This window comes from Nocardia araoensis NBRC 100135 (assembly GCF_000308435.1).
Lineage (GTDB): Bacteria > Actinomycetota > Actinomycetes > Mycobacteriales > Mycobacteriaceae > Nocardia > Nocardia araoensis.
In genome coordinates this window covers 161,139-177,656 of sequence record NZ_BAFR01000107.1, presented here as the reverse complement: position 1 = coordinate 177,656, position 16,518 = coordinate 161,139, and the positions used below count along the sequence as shown (strand labels likewise).

Sequence of the window (16,518 nt, the reverse complement as noted above, 5' to 3'; positions counted from 1 at the left end):
CCCGACGGGTCCGCACCTGGCCCGGCCGCGGCGCCCGAGACCGCGGCCGTGCCGGTTTGCTGAGTCCATGCCTGGGTAGCTGCCGTGTATGAGCTTCTTACTACGCGGAGTCGTCTCACCGTGGTGGCTCGAGGCGCCGACCTCCGTTGCGGCGGAAGTGGCCCGCGCGAGCGTGGAGAAGGCCGTCGATCTGGGAACCAGAGCGGCGCAGGCGCCGGTGCAGGCGGTGGCGGCGGGCGCGCGGGCGGGTGTGTCGCTGCTGAACCTGGGCCGGGACGAGGAGTTGCGCGACGAATTGGCGGCGCTGGTCGATCCGCATGCGCTGCGGTCGCGCCGCCGGGTGGCGCTCTACGAGGACCGGGCCACGGTCGAGGTGCGCGGACTGGACTCCGGCAAGAGCGAAGACGTCACCCAGGCGCTGCACCGGACCCTGGATCGCCGCCGCGATGTGCGCTGGTGGCGGGTCAACGCGGTGACCGGCCGCATCGTCGCCGCTCTCGAGCACGGTGCGGCGGATCTGCCCGCCCTGGTCTCGGCCATCGAATCCGTCGAGGCCGATACCGCGGTCGGCGATCTGGACTGGAGCCGCGGCTGCGAGCACCCCGGGGACCGGGAGCCGTTGCTGGCGGCGGGGATCCAAGTCGCGGGCGATGTGTGCGCGATCGGGTTGTCCGCGGTGGGTGCGGTGCTGCCGTTGCGCGGGCCCGCCCGGGTGCTGCGCGCGGCGGCCGCCTTCGTCGACACCCAGCCCCGCCTCCGCAAACGGCTGGAGGAGCAGCTCGGCCGTCCACGGACCGATCTGGTGCTGACCACGGCGAACGCGATCGGCAACGCCTTGGGCAACACCGCGGCGGCGGGCACGGCGAATCTGGTGATCGACGCGGTACACCGCGGTTTCACGCTGGCCGAGTCGCTGACCCGCTATGTGCAGTGGCAGGACTGGGAGGCCGAGATCGACCGCCGCCCCGCGGAAGTATGTGTTCCGCTGTCCCCGCCCGACCGTGTGGTCGACATGCCGCAGGGACCGATCGAACGGGTCGCCGACGAGACGGCCGCGGGCGCGCTGGTGGGTGCGGTCACTTCCGTCCTCGGCGGACGCGGCCTGTTCGGCGCGGCCGACGCGCTGGAGCTGGGAGCGCCCAAGGCGGCGCGGGCCAGCCGTGAAGCCTACGGCGCGCTCGTCTCCACGATGCTGAGCCGGGCGGGTGTGCTGACGATGCACCCACGGGTGTGGCGGCGGCTGGATCGATTGTCGGCGTTGGTCATCGATGGAGAGTCGCTGCTGACCGCGCGGCGTCTGGTTCTCGACGCCGAAGCGACCGACCCGAGATGGACGGTCGCCGAGGTATGGAGCGCGAGCCAGCGCCTGCTGTGGGAGCACGAGACCGCCGACGGCCGGGAAGACCAGCAGCCCGACGACACCGGCCGCTACCTGTCGACCGGAGGCCACCGCCGACTGGTGCACCCCGCGACCGGAAGGCCCGACGACGGTGTGACGCGCCGCCCCGTGTGGCGCGAACTCCACGACAACGGAACACCGGTCGGACGCGTGCTGGTCGGCCGGGAACTCGACCGGCGGGCACACGCGCTGCTGGGTCGGGCGCGCAGCGCGGGCTTGCGCATCACCCTCGCCGCGGGCGCCGACGCTGCCGAACTACGCTCGATGGCAGACGAATTCGTCTCCCCGTCCACGTCGATGAGCGGGCTGGTGCGCGCACTGCAGAAGGACGGCCACGTCGTCGCCGTGCTGAGCCCGCGCGCGCACAAGGCGCTGGCCCATGCCGATGTCGCGATCGGTCTGGCCGTGCGCGAAGCCAATGCGCTGCAGATGCCGTGGACCGCCGACGCGGTCTGTCGTGACCTCGCGCAGGCCGACCGCGTCCTCGCCGCCATCGCTCCGGCCCGCCAGGTGAGCGAGCGCGGCCGCTCACTGGCCTTGTCCGGAGCGGCGCTGGGCGGTCTGCTGCTCGCGGTAGCCCCCGACAGCGCGGGCCGCTCGTCGCCGATGACCGTCGCCCACTACACCGGCCTGCTCACCGGCGCCTTCACCGGATGGCGTTCGGCCCGCAGCGCCCCACCGGCCACGCTCGCACCGTTGCTGCCCTGGCATGCCCTCGAGCCCGAGGAGGTGCTGAGCCGGTTGCCGAAGCCCGTTCCGGTGACCGAGCGCGCCCAGCCCAGCCGCGTCGCTCGTATCCCCGGCGCGAGCGTCGTCGCGTCGGCGTCGTCGTTCGCCGGCCAGCTGCGCCGCGAACTCGCCGATCCGCTCACCCCCATTCTGGGGGTCGGCGCGGTCGCCACCGCCGTACTCGGCGCGCCGTCGGACGCGGTGCTGCTGTCGTCGGTGCTCGGCGTCAACGCGCTGGTCTCCGCCTGGCAGCGCCAGCGCGCCGAGGACGCGCTGTATCGCCTGTTCGAGGGGGAACAACTCAGCGCCCGCGTGATCGATCGCGCCGAACTCGACGCCGAGGAACCGCGCGAGCATCGGGTGGCCGCGAACGTGCTCGCGCTCGGCGACGTGATCGTGCTGCGGGCCGGGGACGTGGTCCCCGCCGACGCGCGGCTGCTGCGCGCCGAGGACCTGGAAATGGACGAATCCGGCCTCACCGGCGAGTCGATCACCGTCGACAAGGAGGTCGCGGCCACCCCGGGCCGGGCGGTGGCCGATCGCGCCTGCATGGTCTTCGAAGGCAGTACCGTCGTCAACGGCACCGGGCGGGCGATCGTCGTCGCCGTCGGTGCCGATACCCAGGCCGGCCGTGCCGCCGCCGGCGCGATCCCGCCGGAGAAGGGTGGCGTGCAGGCGCAATTGCGCAGGCTGACCGACCGCGCCCTGCCGCTGACCCTGACCGGCGGCGGCATCGTGACCGGACTGGGCATGCTGCGCGGCAGGCCGCTGCGCACCGCGATCGCCGACGGCGTCGCGGTCGCCGTCGCCGCGGTCCCCGAGGGACTGCCGCTGGTGGCGACGGTCGCCCAACTCGCCGCCGCACGCAGGCTGTCACGCCACGGCGTGCTGGTGCGCGCCAGCCGCACCGTCGAGGCGCTCGGCCGCGTGGACACCTTGTGCTTCGACAAGACCGGCACGCTGACCGAGGGGCGGTTGCGCCTGACCACCCTCGCCGACCTCCACGACCAGTGGTCCCCCGACGCCGACGCCGAATACGCGCACCGTCTGCTGCGCGCCGCGGCCCGCGCCTGCCCCGATCCCGCCGAGGGCCCGATCCTGCACGCCACCGACCGCGCCGTGGTCGAAGCCGCGGAGGAGGCGCTCGGTGCGGACGCCCGCCGCTGGGATGCGATCGAGGAGATTCCATTCGAATCCAACCGCGGCTACGCCGCGACCCTCGGCCACACCACGCGCAAACTGCGGCTGATCGTCAAGGGCGCGCCGGAAGTCGTGCTGTCGCGCTGCACCAAGGTGCGGGTGGGCGAGCTCGACCAGCCCTTCGACGAGGGCGTGCGCGAACGCGCCGAACAGGTGGTCCGCGATCTCGCCGAACAGGGCCTGCGGGTGCTGGTGGTGGCCCGACGCGACCTGCCTGCCGAACCCGACGACGTCGAGGCGGCGGTCGTCGAACTCAGCCTGCTCGGGTTCATCGGCCTCGCCGACGCGCCCCGCCCGCAGACGGTGCCGCTGGTGACCGCGTTGCAGCGCAACGGCATCAGCGTGCGCATGATCACCGGCGATCACCCGGTGACCGCGTCGGCGGTGGCCCGCCAGCTCGGTATCGAGGCGGGGGAGGTGGTGACCGGCGCGGACCTCGACCGCCTCGACGAGACCGCGCGGGCGGAACTGATCGAACAGGGCACGGTCTTCGCCCGGGTCAGCCCGGAGCAGAAGGTGCGTATCGTGGCGGCGCTGCGCCGCGCGGGCCACGTGGTCGGCATGACCGGCGACGGCAGCAACGACGCCGCCGCGATCCGCACCGCCGACGTCGGAATCGGTTTGGCCGCACAGGGTTCGGTCGCCGCACGCAACGCCGCCGACATGGTGCTCACCCACCCCGACCCCTTGGTGCTGCTGCACGCCCTGGTCGAAGGCCGCGGCATGTGGCAGCGGGTCACCGACGCCGTCGGCGTGCTGGTCGGCGGCAACGCGGGCGAGGTGGCCTTCACGCTCTACGGCACCGCCGTCAGCGGCCAGGCGCCACTGGGCACCCGGCAGTTCCTGCTGGTGAACATGCTCACCGACATGTTCCCCGCGATGGCGCTCGCGCTCTCGCGCGAGCGGGACGCGGTCGATCCCGACGACGGCGACGACCCGCAGGCGCAGGCGCAGCGGGCGGCCGAGCGGCTGGCCGAACTGCCGCCGGCGCGCCTGGGGCCCGACCTGCTGCACACGCTGGGCGTCCGCGGCGTCGCCACCGCCACCAGTGCGTCGGTCGCCTGGACCCTCGGGCGCATGACCGGCACGCAGCGGCGCGCCGCCACCATCGGCCTGGTCGCGCTCATCGGCACGCAGCTGGGTCAGACGCTGGTCTCGGGCTACCGCAGCCCCTTGGTGTGGCTCACCACGGCCGCCAGTGGCGCGGTGCTGGGCGCGGTGGTGATGACACCGGGTCTGTGCGGCTACTTCGGTTGCCGCCCGCTGGATCCGGTCGGCTGGGGGATCGCGACCACGTGCGCGACCACCGCCACCGCCGCCGCGGTGCTGCTTCCGCGGTTGCGGCCCGAGCCGGAATCAGAGGAGAGCGCCGCGCTGATTGGCGGCTGACCGCCCGGGTACCCGCCTGACGACCGACCCCGCCCTCGGGCAGAGCCGCCCATCCCGCTGCACCGACCATCGGAGAAGACCGCCCAGGCGTGCCGCGCGGCGACCCGGACGCCTGGCATCCGGTCGCCCAGGGCGCGAAAACCCCAAGTCCAGGAATACGTTCCGAGCGACAGAAACGAGAGTTGCGATGACCGACCAGGATGTCGTCGACCTGCTCACCGCCCAGCACGAGGAGATTCGCGGATTGCTGGCGCGATTGCGGGCCGACCACGACGGGAAACAGGATCTGTTCACCGAATTGGTGCGGTTGCTCGCCGTGCACGAAAGCGCCGAGGAGGAGGTGGTGCACCCGGTCGCCGGACGGGCCCGTTTCGGCGCCGACGCCGACATCGTGCAGCCACGGCTGGAGGAGGAGAACGCGGCCAAACGGGCGCTGGCTGACCTCTACGACCTCGGGGTGGACCATCCCGAGTTCGATGCACGGCTCGCCCGGTTCGCCGCCGCGGTGGACGAGCACGCAGCGCACGAGGAGGCCGAGGAATTCACCCTGCTGCGTGCGCAGTTCTCCAGCAGCCAGCTCCAGCGTATGGCCGGGTCACTGCGGGCGGCCGAGGCGGTGGCGCCCACCCGGCCGCATCCGCACGCGGGGGAGTCCGCGCTCGCGAATCTGGTGGCAGGCCCGCCGTTGGCGCTGTTCGACCGGGCCCGCGACGCCGTGCGCGACTGGCGACAGCAGCAGGACTCCTGAACAACCGCAGCCCCCGAACACCAGAAGGAGGACCGATATGGGGTTTCCCGAGCAGCAGCAGAAAGTCCCGGGTATCCAGGCCAAGATGACTCCGGTGCCGGACTGCGGTGAGGACAGCTACCGCGGTTCCGGCAAACTGACCGGCAAGGCCGCCGTCATCACCGGCGCCGACAGCGGCATCGGGCGGGCGGTGGCGATCGCCTTCGCCCGCGAAGGCGCGGACGTGCTGATCTCCTACCTCGACGAGGACGAGGACGCGAAGGAAGTCGCCGACCTGGTGACGCAGGCCGGTCGCAAAGCGGTGCTCGTCCCCGGCGACCTGTCCGACGCCGCGCACTGCCGCGCCGTCATCGACCGGGCGGTGCGGGAATTCGGGAAAATCGATGTCCTGGTGAGCAACGCGGCGTTCCAGATGACGCACGAGACCCTCGAGGAGATCAGCGACGAGGAGTTCGAGCACACCGTCAAGCTGAACATCAACGCCTACTTCTACCTGGTGAAGGCGGCGCTGCCGCACATGCCGCCGGGGTCGTCGATCATCGGCAGTTCCTCGGTGAACTCCGACATGCCCTCGCCCACGCTGGCCCCGTACGCGGCGACCAAAGCCGCCATCGCGAACTTCTCCGCCAGCCTCGCGCAGCTGCTGGGTGAGCGCGGCATCCGGGTCAACAGCGTTGCGCCGGGACCGATCTGGACTCCGTTGATCCCGTCCACCATGCCGGTCGAGAAGGTCACCCGGTTCGGTGACGACACCCCACTGGGCCGCGCCGGTCAACCGGCCGAACTGGCGCCCACCTACGTCATGCTGGCCTCCGACGACGGCAGCTACGTCTCCGGCGCTCGGATCGCCGTCACCGGCGGCAGGCCGATCCTGTGACCCTCGGCGCACGATGACCCGCGGTCGGCCGATCCGACGGATCGGCCGACCGTCGGCGGTGACCGGGTCACAGCATCGATACCACGAGCCCGACCGCGACCGCGACGAACAGCAGGATCACCAGCGCCCCGATGAGCATCGCCATCACACCGGTGACCGGGAAATGGTGTCGGGTGCGGGGCTCCGGCGCCGACAGACCGGACGTCTGCGGCGTGTCCGGTGGTGTGGCGCCGGGCGCTACACCACCGCCGGGTTCCAGGTCGGGGGTTTTCGCGGGATCGGGATCCATCGCGCTCATAGCCGCTCCCTACACGCCGTCGTTTCCGGGTGCCTCGGGTGCGTCGGGCCGTTTGCCGGACCTCTTGCGATACAGGATCACCGCGCCGACCAGCACCGCGAGTCCGAGAATCACCAACAGTTCCATGGCAGGGACCTACCCGGTATCCGCGGGCCCAATCGAGTTCCCGCCCGGGTCATCTGCCGATGATCACGTAGTGCCCGGCGGTCTCCTGGAACTCGACCGCCTCCGCGACCGCCGCGTCGTCGAGCGCGGGGCTGCCGGTCGGGACGACGAGCAGCTTGTCGTCATCGTCGTACAACCGGTGGATGATTCCCACGCAGCGGCCCCGGGCGAAGACCAATGGTTCGGGCGGCCCCAGAAAGTAGCCGTCGAGTTCCTGGCCGTCGGGGGCGCGGGTGAGCGGAACGTAGCCGTAGTTGAGCAGATAGCGGAACCCGCACCGCGGATGGCGGCTGCCGTAGGGGCGGTCGATGACGAGATCCACTGTGCGGCCGAGGAATAGCCGCGCCAATCGCAACGACTCCGAATCCTCGAGCTCCCCCTGTTCGATCACCGCTTCAGGCTACGGCAGAGCGATCATGCCGTCACCGGAGCGCACGCCGGTTCGGCGGGCAACGGCTCCAGGACGGACTTCCTTTCGCACTTCCCGCCCGGCCGCACCGCCTGTACGCTATGACCGACCGGTCGGTCATAACGTGTTCAGTGAAGGAGTGGCAGGTGAAAACCTTGTCCCGGATCGCCGCATCGGCGGCGGCCGCCGCGATGTGCCTCATCGCAGTGGCGCCCGTCGCGGGGGCGCAGGAGCCCGCGAGCGTTCCCTACAGCTATCTGGCGGGGTTGGCCGCGCAGCTGGGGGCGCCGGGGGCGCCTCCGCCGGGAGCCAACGATCGGACCTGCCATCCGGGTGCGGCGCATCCGAATCCCGTGGTGTTGCTGCACGGGCTGGGCAACGAGACGGTGACCTGGCAGACCTTGTCGCCCTTGCTGGCGGCCGAGGGCTACTGCGTGTACACCACGACCTATGGCACCGGGGCCTTCGGTCCGGCGCTGGGCGCGGTGGCGCCGGTTCCCGAGAGCGCTCGCCAGATCGGCGCGTTCATCGACCGCGTCCTGGCCGCGACCGGCGCGTCGAAGGTCGACCTCGTGGGACATTCGATGGGCGGTGCGGTGCCTTTCTACTACTTCCACCACCTCGGCGGCGCCGAAAAGGTCGCCCGCCACATCGGGCTGGGCGCTCCCTATCACGGGTCCACGCTCAGCGGCGCCGACACCGCGGCGAAACCCCTGCGGGATCTGCCGGGCACCGAGGACGTCGTCGCCGGTTGCGGCCCCTGCCAGATGTCGCCCGACTCGCCGTTCCTGAACGAACTGAAGGCCGATGCCGGGCTGGTGCCCGGCGTGCAGTTCGTCAGCATCGTCAGCCGCTACGACGAGATCGCCACCCCCTACACCACCGGCATGCTCCACGGACCCAACGCCCGCAACATCGTGCTGCAGGACGTGTGCGCCACCGACTACTCCGAACACTACGGACTCACCTCGGATCCGGTCGCGGTGCGCGAAGTGCTCAACGCGCTGGATCCGGAGCACTCCCGGCCCGCGGAGTGCCCGGTGGTCGCGCCCATCGTCGGACCACTCACCCCGGTGGCCGGGTCGTGAGGTCGGCCGAGCCGGGCCGGAAGGCACTGCTGCACGCGGGACAGACCCTGCTGGGTGAGGCGGATCTGGCCAAACTGTCGGTGAACGCGATCGTCGCGCGGGCGAACATGGCCAAGGGCAGCTTCTACCAGCACTGGTCCAGCCGCGGCGACTACATCCGAGCGCTGCACCACGTCTTCCACGAGGATCTGTTCGCTCAGGTGCTGGACACCGTCTCGGGCACGGCGCCGGGCATCGAGCGGCTGACCACGGGCATGCACGCCTACCTCGACGGCTGCCTGGCCCAGCCCGCGACGAAAGCCCTGCTGATCCAGGCGCGCTCCGAAGCGGGCCTTGGCGAGCAGGTCGCCGCGCGCAATCGGCAAGCCGCGTCGATCATCACCGACGATCTCGCCGCCGTCGGATGGGACGACCCGGAACCGGTCGCGACGCTGATCGTGGCCGCGATCGCCGATATCGCGCTGGCGGAGCTGACCGCGTCGCGGGCCCGCCCGGACCTGCGTGCGGCGTTGGTGCGCCTGGCCACCGGACCCCGCAGCGGTGGGACAGCCGGGCAGTAGCCGAGGCATTGCGTGGGGGCGGGGGCTGGAGGAAGGTGAGTATGTCCGGTGGCGCCACCCGGGCGCCACCCCGAGCAGGGTGGGAGGTGGCCTCGTGTACGCACGTTCCAGCACAATCGCGGCCCAACCATCATCGATGGACGACGGAATCGCGTATCTCCGCGATGAAGTGATGGCGAATCTGCCGCAATCCGAAGGGTGGGTCGGACTGTCGTTGCTGGTGAACCGGTCGACGGGACGTTGCATCGCGTCGACCTCGTGGGAGTCGCAGGAGGCGTTGCAGGCCAGCAGAGGACGAGCCCAGCAACTGCGCGAGGGGCTCGCGCGGCAACTCGGCGGCGCGGTGGAGCGCGTCGAGGAGTGGGAGATCGCGGCGATGCACCGTGACCATCCGGCCGACGACACCGCCTGCGCCCGGTGCAGTTGGGTGCAGGTCGATCCGGGACAGGTCGAGCGCCTGATCGACACGTTCCGGATGGAAGTGCTACCACAGATCGAAACGCTCGACGGGTTCTGCAGCGCCAGCCTGTTCGTCGACCGGGACAGCGGCCGAGGGGTGGGGGCGATGGTGTGGGCGACTCGCGAGGCGATGGACGCCACCCGCGAGCACAGCAATCGGATCAGGAGCGCGGCGACCCAGCGCGTAGGCGCCAATGTGCTCGAGGTCGGGGAGTTCGACCTGGCGTTCGCGCATCTGCGCGTTCCCGAAATGGCCTGAGATCGACCGACATCCGGCCGGGAGCACATGCTTCCGGCCGGACGCGTTCATGTTCGGGCACGGTGCCGGGCAGCGGCACGGCCGGGCACGGAGCGAACCGTTCGGGTATCGGTGGCCATTACCCGGCAGGTAATGGCCGCACCGGTCGGCCGTTCGTAGGATCGGGACGTGACTACCCCAACGGCAGGTGACCTCCTGCGACATTGGCGCCTGGAACGCAGGCTCAGCCAGCTGGAGCTGGCCGGACGGGCCGACACCTCGGCACGGCATCTGAGCTTCATCGAAACCGGGCGCGCCACCCCGAGCCGCACCATGATCGTGCACCTGTCCGAGCACCTGGAGATCCCGTTGCGCGAACGCAACCGCGTCCTGCTCGCCGCGGGCTACGCGCCCGCCTACGCGCAACCCGGCCTGGACACCCCGGCCATGGACGCCGTCCGCGGCGCCATGCGCCAGATCCTCGCCGGCCACGAGCCTTACCCCGCGCTGGCCATCGACAAGGACTGGACGATGATCGACGCCAACAGCGGCGTGTCCGTGCTCATCGCGGGTATCGATCCGGCATTGACGAAACCGCCGGTGAACGCGCTGCGACTGAGCCTGCACCCCGACGGCATGGCCGGCCGCATCCGCAACCTGGCCGAATGGCGCGGTCACATCTTCGCCCGCCTGGCGCGCCAAGCCGAAGTCACCGGCTCCCGGGACCTGGCCGAGCTGCTCGAGGAACTGCGGTCCTACCCCGGCGGCGAAGTGGAGCTCGCCGTCCCCGAACCCGACCAGGCGGTGGTCCCGCTGCGCATCGAGCACGACGGCAACGAGTTGTCGTTCCTCAGCGTCACGACGGTGTTCGGCACCCCGATGAACGTCACCGTCGCCGAACTGGCCATCGAGTCGTTCTTCCCCGCCGACCAGGACACCATGAAACGGCTCACCGCGGGCGCCCGGTGAGCCGCGCGACCCAGCTGTCCGCCCTGCTGGAGACGCCCGTCCGCGCCGTCACCGATCTCGGCGCCAGCCACGCCTGGACGCTGCACCGCGCCGAGACAGCCGACGGCCGAAGAGTTTTCGTGAAGGCCTCGGCCGAGCCGACCCCCGTCTTCGCGGCCGAAGCGGCGGGCCTGTCCTGGCTGCGCGCCACCGCGCCCGGCCCGGCCGCCGCCCTGCTGCCGGAGGTCTTGGCCACCGACGACCGGACACTGGTGCTGCCGTGGCTCGACGAGACCGCCCCCACCCCCGCGGCCGCCGAGCGATTCGGCCGTGAACTGGCCGCACTGCACACCGCCCGCGCCGAGCTGTTCGGTGCGTCGTGGGAAGGCTGGATCGCGAGCCTGCCGCTGCCCAACGCCCCGACGGACGGACCGTGGTCGCGGTGGTACGCCCAGCAGCGTCTCGCGCCCTACCTCAGCCGGGCGGCCGCGTCGCTCGGCGCCGACGGCGTGCGCCTGATCGAGCGCGTCATCGATCGCATCGATGAGCTGGCGGGCCCGGCCGAACCGCCCGCCCGCATCCACGGCGACCTGTGGTCGGGCAACATCGTGTGGACGCGGGAACGGGCGATGCTCGTCGACCCCGCCGCGCACGCGGGCCACCGCGAGACCGACCTGGCCATGCTCGCCCTCTTCGGCGCACCGCACCTGGACCGCATCCGCGCCGCCTACCACGAAACCCATCCCCTCGCCGACGGATGGCGCACCCGCACGCCGCTGCACCAGCTGCATCCACTGCTGGTGCACGTCGCGCTGTTCGGCGCGGGCTACCGGGCGCGGACCCTCGCCGCGGCCGCCGCCGCGCTCGGGTCCTGACCCACACCCGGCGTCACCCGTTGACCCGGGCGATGACCTTCTCCGCGAAGCGGGAAAGATTGGCGATCTTGGTCTCCAGCGGCTCGGTGTCCTGCTCGGTGGTGTAGGGCAGCCGGAAGCCGACGATCACATCGGTGACCCCTTTGTCCTCGAGGCGTTTGATCCCGTCGACGGTGAATCCGTCCAGCGAGATGACGTGCACCTCGAAGTCCTTGCGAGTGCCGTACTCCGCGCGCAACGCGTCCAATTCGCCCAGCAGCCGGTCCAGTTCGGCGCCGTCGCCACCGGCGTGCATCCACCCGTCGCCGCGCTGCGCGGCCCGGCGCAACGCGGGCCTGCTGTGCCCGCCGACGAGGATCGGCACCGGTTCGGTCGGGACGGGACTGATCTTGATCGGCGGAATGTCGTAGAACTGCCCGTGGTATTCGAAGTACCCGCCGGCCGAAAGCCCGCGCACGATGTCGATGCATTCGTCCATCCGTGCGCCGCGCTTGTCGAACGGCACGCCCATGATCTCGAAATCGTCCGGCCACGGGCTGATACCGACACCGAGCCCGAACCGGTTGCCGCTGAGCGCGGCCACCGACGCGGCCTGCTTGGCCACCAGCACCGGCGGCCGGATCGGCAGCTTCAGCACGAACGGCGTGAAACGCAGCGTGGTCGTCACCGCCGCCATCGCCGCGCTGAGCACGAACGCCTCGACGAACGGCTTGTCCTCCAGGAACTCCCGGCTGCCGTCGGGGGTGTAGGGGTACTTCGCGTCGGATTCCTTCGGATACGCCACGCTGTCGGCCACCGCCATGGAGGTGTAACCGGCCTCCTCGGCGGCCTTGGCCAAAGCGAGGTAGTACGACGGATCGGTCATCGTCTCGGCGTAGGTGAAACGCATGGTGCTCGCCTTCCTGGCGCGTCCAGCGCGCCGCACGGGTCCCTGCGCCGGCCGGGGCCGTCACCGGGACGTGATGGGAACTGCCGCAGACGACAACCCGAGCCGCCTCGACGATGTCGAGGACGGCACGAGGGCTGCCGCCTACTGCCATGGGTTGGTGAAGCCTTCCGGAATCAAGTGGTCGAACAGCACTTTCATCTCCGCCGACAACCGCAGCAGTTCGATGTGCGAGCCGATCGGCCCGCCGTCGAGGTAGGCGAACTCCATCCCGACGCCGTCGAAGCTGCCGCGCGCGGTGATCTCGATACCCGCCGCGGCGGCCTCGGCGAGCGCGGCGTCGTAGTCCTCGGGCACCCAGGCGGCGTGATGCAGTCCGGGGCCGACACGCTCCAGATGCTCGGAATACAGGCTCACCCCGCCGCGCGGCTCGATCAGCTCCAACTGCTGGCCACCCGCGTAGCCGAGTGCCACGCCGATGGTGTAATCGGCCGGAGCGCCACGCAGTTCGGCGGCATCGGGGCCGAAGTGGACATCCGGGATGGTGAACCACTCGCCGACTCCGTACCGGGTGGTGAACGCCTGGCAGGCCGCGGCCAGATCACCCACCACCCAGCACAGTTGGAAGATCGGTCCGCCGGCGATCATCGGCGGCCCCCGAGGCGGCTCATCAGCCCGGGACACCACCGGTGGGCGGCGACGACCGCCCTGTTGTAGTGCGGAAAGACGATGTAGGGCCGGTTCTTCCGCATGCCGCGCAGAATGTGCCGCGCGGCGCGTTCGGAACCGGTCATCCCGACCGGCATCCGGCGGGCCGGACCACGATACGAATACCCGGGCAGGTCGATCCCGGAATCGACGATGTCGGGCGCGACCCCGCCGGGCACGGCCACGCTCACTCGGACACCGGCCGCGGCCGCCTCGACGCGCAGCGCGGTGCTGAGCCCGACCACCGCGTGCTCGGTCATCGCGTACGCCGCCGACGGCGCCACCGGTGTCAGTCCCGCCAGCGACGTCATGTTGACGATGTGCCCGCAGCCCTGCGCGCGCATCAGCGGATAGACGTGGCGCGTTGCGTGCACCACGCCCCACAGGTTCACATCCACCAGCCGCCGCCACTGCGCCAACGGCATCTGTTCGGCGGCTCCGCCGAGCCGGATCCCCGCGTTGTTGAACAGGAAGTCGATGCGCCCCAGCTCTGCCACGGTGCCGTGCACCAGGCGGCGCATCTGGTCGTCGTCGCAGACGTCGACGACCTGGGTGTGGATCGCGGTATCGGCGGCCAGCCCGACCAGCCCGGCGGCATCGATGTCGGCGGCCACGACCGCGACGCCCCGCGCGGCCAGCAGGCGGCACAGCGCGGCGCCGAGGCCGGACGCGGCACCGGTGACCACCGCCACATTATCCACGCCGTTCAATTAAGCATCTGTGTTTAACATCGTCAATACTCGTGTTTAGTACAGTGCGGTTATGCCGAGCGACGATTCGCGCACCGCCTTGCTCGACGCCGGAGAACGCCTCATCGCCGAACGCGGCGTCGACGTGCCGCTGCGCGACATCGCCGCCGCCGCAGGCCAGCGCAACAACTCCGCCGTGCACTACTACTTCGATTCCCGCACCGGGCTGATCGAAGCCATCGTCGAGCGCCGGATGAACTGGCTCGAACAGCGGCGCATGCACCTGCTGGCCGCCCACGAAGCCGACGGCCGCGCCAACGACGTGCACGCCCTCGTCGCCATGCTCGCGACCCCCATCCTCGAATTGCTCGGCCACGACCGGGTGACCCACCTCGGCCGTTTCCTGGACGTGGTACGCACCCATCCCGTCGTCGCGGACGCGCACCGCCTCGCAGGCGCCGACCGCGCCGCGGTCCGCATCATCGCCACCCGCCTCGACGCCGCGCTGACCGGCCTGCCGCGGCGACTGCGCAGACAGCGCCTGGAAACCATGGCCACCGTCATGTTCGCGTTGATCGCCGACTACGAGCGCACCCTGGAAGCGGGTGTGCGCACCGCCCACCCCGGCGACGCCGCGGAGATCGTGGACATGATCGTCGCCATGCTCACCGTGCCCGTCCCCGAGCGCACGACCGCCGCGCCGGGGCGCTGAACCCGGCCCGGCTCAACCCAGCGTCCGCTGGGTCGCCGGGACGGCGGCCAGCTGCCGATGCGCTTGCGGCCCGGCGGTTTCCGGGAATCTGCGGTGCAGACGCTCGATATAGCGGCGCACCACGCACAGTTCGCTGTACAGTTCGTGCCGCGCGGCGGGATCGCGGCGGTGAGCGGATTCCATGTCCCGCGCCAACGTCTGGGCTCGCCGGGTCAGCAACTCCAAGAAGACCCTGGCCTGGGCGAGGTCGGCGTCTTGTTCCATTTGGTAGGCCGATCTGTCGTCACTCCGGTGTCGGTCGCCCAGAGCTCCCCGTGCCGCGGTCCTCAGCCGGTAGGAGCAGAACATGATGCTAACCGAGCAGCATCCTCTCGGTGCCGAAATGGAACCCGTCCAGTGGCTATCGCCCGGCGATCGGCCCTCCCACTCATCGATCGTGCGCCGTGCGGGGATGCGCAGGCGACGGGCCCGCTCGCGCGTAAGGTGATCGTATGGGCGTGATCGGCGAGCTGTTTCCGGGCAAGAAGCTGACCCATGAGGGCAGCGAGGACAGCGACGGACAGACCTATACGCCGCGCTTCGACATCGATCTCGACACCGGAGTGGTGCGGGTGCCGCATGCTCCCCGGCCCAGGACCGAGGACCACGGCGAAGGGCCGGAGCAGGCCTAGATCGGCCCCGGTGTACGAAACCACGCCGAATCGCCTGGGCGACGGGCATTCGACATCTGCCGGGCCCGGTGTTTTCCCGTCGGGCAGAAAACATCTCGCTGATCGCAACCCGTTCCGACAACGCCGCCCGCCGGTAGCGTCGCCGCAATGGGCAATGCTGGTGGGCGACGACGGCCCCTGAAGATCGTCACGGGAGTCAGCGGTGCGGTCAGCGTGTACGCGGCGGCCATCGATCCGGCCACCACCACGGTCGCGTCCTCGATCGAGATCGCGAAGATCGCCGAACAACACAAGTTCGACGCCCTCTTCGCCGCCGACCTGCTCAGTTTCGGCGCGCAAGGCGCGATCGGCGCGCAGGAACCGTTGATCTTCCTGTCCGCGTTGAGCGCCGTCACCTCGCATATCGGGCTCATCGCGACGGTGACCACCACCTTCCACCACCCCTACAACCTCGCCCGGCTCTTCGGCACCCTCGACCACATCAGCAACGGCCGCGCGGCATGGAACGCGGTGACCTCTTCGGTGGGGGAGGAGAACTACGGCGACCAGGAACTGCCCAGCCCCGAAGAGCGGTATGCCCGCGCCACCGAATCCCTCGAGGTGGTCAACGCCCTGTTCGACAGCTGGCGCCCCGGCGCGCTGACCTCCGACGGGCACGGCGGCGCGATCCTGGACGCCACCCGCGTGCGGCCCATCGATCACGCGGGCCGGTACTTCACCGTCCGTGGGCCACTGAACATCCCGCCGCTGCCGCAACGCAGACCCGTACAGTTCCAGGCCGGGCAATCGGCGGGCGGCATCGAACTGGGCGCGCGGTTCGCCGAGGTCGTGTTCACCTCACTGCCGACCCTCGAAGACGCGGTCACCTACACCAAACGCATCCGCGCCCGCGCCGGCGAACTCGGCCGCGCCGAGGGCCTGCCGTTGATCATGAGCTCGTTCCACGCCACCTACGGCGCCACCGAAGCCGAAGCACAGCGCCTCGCGCGGGAACAGGCCGAGGCGACCGACTTCGAGTCCGGCCGCGCCGCCCTCGCCGACATGCTCGGTGGCGGCGTCGACCTGTCCGGCCTGCCGCTGGACAAACCCCTACCGGACAGCTTGCTGCCCGACGTGGCCTCCGTGCAGCGCAGACGCGGCCGCGTCGAGATCTTCAGCAACTTCGCGCGATCGGGAAAGACGCTGCGAGAGCTGATCATCGCCGCCAAAGACACCGGTCACTGGGCCGCCGCCGGAACCCCCGAACAACTTGCCGACGCGATCGAAGAGCGCTACGACGCAGGCGTTCTCGACGTGATCTCCCTGGGCGGGCTCGCCGACGACCGCACCCGCGACTTCGTCGTCAACGGACTGCTGCCGGAACTTCGCCGCCGCGGCATCGCCGGTTCCGACTACGTCGGCGCGACCTTCCGCGAAAACCTCGAACTACCCCCGCTCCCGGACTGACGCGGCCGCTGCCGCAGCAACTCG

At 70.7% G+C, this 16,518-nt stretch carries 18 protein-coding genes; 11 read left to right on the top strand and 7 right to left on the bottom strand.

The window, feature by feature from the left end:
* Window positions 1–88 precede the first annotated feature (88 nt).
* The 3 genes from ON21_RS13895 (at window position 89) to ON21_RS13885 (ending at window position 6,342) form a co-directional block, all read left to right on the top strand.
* Window positions 89–4,717 carry a cation-translocating P-type ATPase gene (locus ON21_RS13895; protein WP_086006414.1) on the top strand — a complete coding sequence of 1,543 codons (4,629 nt, stop codon included), beginning with the start codon at window positions 89–91 and terminating at the stop codon, window positions 4,715–4,717.
* Window positions 4,718–4,904: 187 nt separating this feature from the next.
* Window positions 4,905–5,465, top strand: a complete 561-nt coding sequence (locus tag ON21_RS13890) for a hemerythrin domain-containing protein (RefSeq protein WP_039798247.1) — start codon at window positions 4,905–4,907, stop codon at window positions 5,463–5,465.
* A gap of 37 nt (window positions 5,466–5,502) precedes the next feature.
* Window positions 5,503–6,342, top strand: coding sequence for an SDR family oxidoreductase (locus ON21_RS13885; protein ID WP_039798245.1), 840 nt, complete (start codon window positions 5,503–5,505; stop codon window positions 6,340–6,342).
* 67 nt (window positions 6,343–6,409) lie between these two features.
* Here ON21_RS13885 and ON21_RS13880 read toward each other — a convergent pair whose 3' ends face one another.
* Genes ON21_RS13880 through ON21_RS13875 form a run of 3 tightly spaced genes read right to left on the bottom strand, consistent with a single transcriptional unit; the run spans window position 6,410 to window position 7,196 of the window.
* On the bottom strand, window positions 6,410–6,640 hold the full coding sequence (locus ON21_RS13880; protein ID WP_039798244.1) for a DUF6480 family protein: 231 nt from the start codon (window positions 6,638–6,640) through the stop codon (window positions 6,410–6,412).
* A gap of 9 nt (window positions 6,641–6,649) precedes the next feature.
* Window positions 6,650–6,766, bottom strand: a complete 117-nt coding sequence (locus tag ON21_RS38400; protein ID WP_157170834.1) for an LPXTG cell wall anchor domain-containing protein — start codon at window positions 6,764–6,766, stop codon at window positions 6,650–6,652.
* A 49-nt stretch (window positions 6,767–6,815) separates the two neighbouring features.
* Entirely contained in the window at window positions 6,816–7,196 is a 381-nt protein-coding gene (locus ON21_RS13875) for an inorganic diphosphatase (RefSeq protein WP_086006413.1), read from the bottom strand.
* Window positions 7,197–7,360: 164 nt separating this feature from the next.
* On the opposite strand from ON21_RS13875, the gene ON21_RS13870 reads away from it, so the two are divergent.
* The 5 genes from ON21_RS13870 (at window position 7,361) to ON21_RS13850 (ending at window position 11,382) form a co-directional block, all read left to right on the top strand.
* Complete coding sequence (locus tag ON21_RS13870; RefSeq protein ID WP_063821070.1) at window positions 7,361–8,302, top strand: esterase/lipase family protein; 942 nt, start codon at window positions 7,361–7,363, stop codon at window positions 8,300–8,302.
* Window positions 8,299–8,862, top strand: coding sequence for a TetR/AcrR family transcriptional regulator (locus ON21_RS13865; protein WP_039798243.1), 564 nt, complete (start codon window positions 8,299–8,301; stop codon window positions 8,860–8,862). The genes ON21_RS13870 and ON21_RS13865 overlap by 4 nt, the downstream gene beginning before the upstream one ends.
* A 136-nt stretch (window positions 8,863–8,998) precedes the next feature.
* Window positions 8,999–9,580 carry a hypothetical protein gene (locus ON21_RS13860; protein ID WP_051020777.1) on the top strand — a complete coding sequence of 194 codons (582 nt, stop codon included), beginning with the start codon at window positions 8,999–9,001 and terminating at the stop codon, window positions 9,578–9,580.
* 168 nt (window positions 9,581–9,748) lie between these two features.
* A complete protein-coding gene (locus ON21_RS13855; RefSeq protein WP_039798241.1) occupies window positions 9,749–10,528 on the top strand; it encodes a helix-turn-helix domain-containing protein in 780 nt (259 codons plus the stop codon).
* Window positions 10,525–11,382 (top strand): fructosamine kinase family protein, encoded by an 858-nt coding sequence (locus ON21_RS13850; protein ID WP_051020776.1) that lies wholly within the window; start codon window positions 10,525–10,527, stop codon window positions 11,380–11,382. The genes ON21_RS13855 and ON21_RS13850 overlap by 4 nt, the downstream gene beginning before the upstream one ends.
* 13 nt (window positions 11,383–11,395) lie before the next feature.
* Here ON21_RS13850 and ON21_RS13845 read toward each other — a convergent pair whose 3' ends face one another.
* From ON21_RS13845 to ON21_RS13835, 3 genes are all read right to left on the bottom strand, one after another.
* A complete protein-coding gene (locus ON21_RS13845) occupies window positions 11,396–12,271 on the bottom strand; it encodes a TIGR03619 family F420-dependent LLM class oxidoreductase (RefSeq protein ID WP_039798240.1) in 876 nt (291 codons plus the stop codon).
* A 141-nt stretch (window positions 12,272–12,412) separates the two neighbouring features.
* Window positions 12,413–12,916, bottom strand: a complete 504-nt coding sequence (locus ON21_RS13840) for a VOC family protein (RefSeq protein WP_039798239.1) — start codon at window positions 12,914–12,916, stop codon at window positions 12,413–12,415.
* Window positions 12,913–13,662, bottom strand: a complete 750-nt coding sequence (locus tag ON21_RS13835; protein ID WP_157170833.1) for an SDR family NAD(P)-dependent oxidoreductase — start codon at window positions 13,660–13,662, stop codon at window positions 12,913–12,915. Before ON21_RS13835 ends, ON21_RS13840 begins: the two co-directional genes overlap by 4 nt.
* 76 nt (window positions 13,663–13,738) lie before the next feature.
* On the opposite strand from ON21_RS13835, the gene ON21_RS13830 reads away from it, so the two are divergent.
* Window positions 13,739–14,377 carry a TetR family transcriptional regulator gene (locus ON21_RS13830; protein ID WP_039798237.1) on the top strand — a complete coding sequence of 213 codons (639 nt, stop codon included), beginning with the start codon at window positions 13,739–13,741 and terminating at the stop codon, window positions 14,375–14,377.
* Window positions 14,378–14,389: 12 nt separating this feature from the next.
* Here the strand turns inward: ON21_RS13830 and ON21_RS13825 are convergent, their stop codons facing one another.
* Window positions 14,390–14,641, bottom strand: coding sequence for a hypothetical protein (locus ON21_RS13825; protein ID WP_039798235.1), 252 nt, complete (start codon window positions 14,639–14,641; stop codon window positions 14,390–14,392).
* Between the two features lie 227 nt (window positions 14,642–14,868).
* Here ON21_RS13825 and ON21_RS13820 point away from each other — a divergent pair, with 227 nt between their 5' ends.
* On the top strand, window positions 14,869–15,048 hold the full coding sequence (locus ON21_RS13820; RefSeq protein ID WP_039798234.1) for a hypothetical protein: 180 nt from the start codon (window positions 14,869–14,871) through the stop codon (window positions 15,046–15,048).
* A gap of 147 nt (window positions 15,049–15,195) precedes the next feature.
* The gene (locus ON21_RS13815; RefSeq protein WP_039798233.1) at window positions 15,196–16,494 is read left to right on the top strand and encodes an NtaA/DmoA family FMN-dependent monooxygenase; all 1,299 of its coding nucleotides are present in this window, start codon (window positions 15,196–15,198) and stop codon (window positions 16,492–16,494) included.
* Window positions 16,495–16,518: the final 24 nt, after the last annotated feature.

Bases quoted from the DNA above. Each gene is read 5' to 3' on its own strand.
- ON21_RS13895 (WP_086006414.1), top strand. From the start codon at position 89: ATGAGCTTCTTACTACGCGGAGTCGTCTCACCGTGGTGGCTCGAGGCG.
- ON21_RS13890 (WP_039798247.1), top strand. From the start codon at position 4,905: ATGACCGACCAGGATGTCGTCGACCTGCTCACCGCCCAGCACGAGGAG.
- ON21_RS13885 (WP_039798245.1), top strand. From the start codon at position 5,503: ATGGGGTTTCCCGAGCAGCAGCAGAAAGTCCCGGGTATCCAGGCCAAG.
- ON21_RS13880 (WP_039798244.1), bottom strand. From the start codon at position 6,640: ATGAGCGCGATGGATCCCGATCCCGCGAAAACCCCCGACCTGGAACCC.
- ON21_RS38400 (WP_157170834.1), bottom strand. From the start codon at position 6,766: ATGGAACTGTTGGTGATTCTCGGACTCGCGGTGCTGGTCGGCGCGGTG.
- ON21_RS13860 (WP_051020777.1), top strand. From the start codon at position 8,999: ATGGACGACGGAATCGCGTATCTCCGCGATGAAGTGATGGCGAATCTG.
- ON21_RS13845 (WP_039798240.1), bottom strand. From the start codon at position 12,271: ATGCGTTTCACCTACGCCGAGACGATGACCGATCCGTCGTACTACCTC.
- ON21_RS13840 (WP_039798239.1), bottom strand. From the start codon at position 12,916: ATGATCGCCGGCGGACCGATCTTCCAACTGTGCTGGGTGGTGGGTGAT.
- ON21_RS13830 (WP_039798237.1), top strand. From the start codon at position 13,739: ATGCCGAGCGACGATTCGCGCACCGCCTTGCTCGACGCCGGAGAACGC.
- ON21_RS13825 (WP_039798235.1), bottom strand. From the start codon at position 14,641: ATGGAACAAGACGCCGACCTCGCCCAGGCCAGGGTCTTCTTGGAGTTG.
- ON21_RS13820 (WP_039798234.1), top strand. From the start codon at position 14,869: ATGGGCGTGATCGGCGAGCTGTTTCCGGGCAAGAAGCTGACCCATGAG.
- ON21_RS13815 (WP_039798233.1), top strand. From the start codon at position 15,196: ATGGGCAATGCTGGTGGGCGACGACGGCCCCTGAAGATCGTCACGGGA.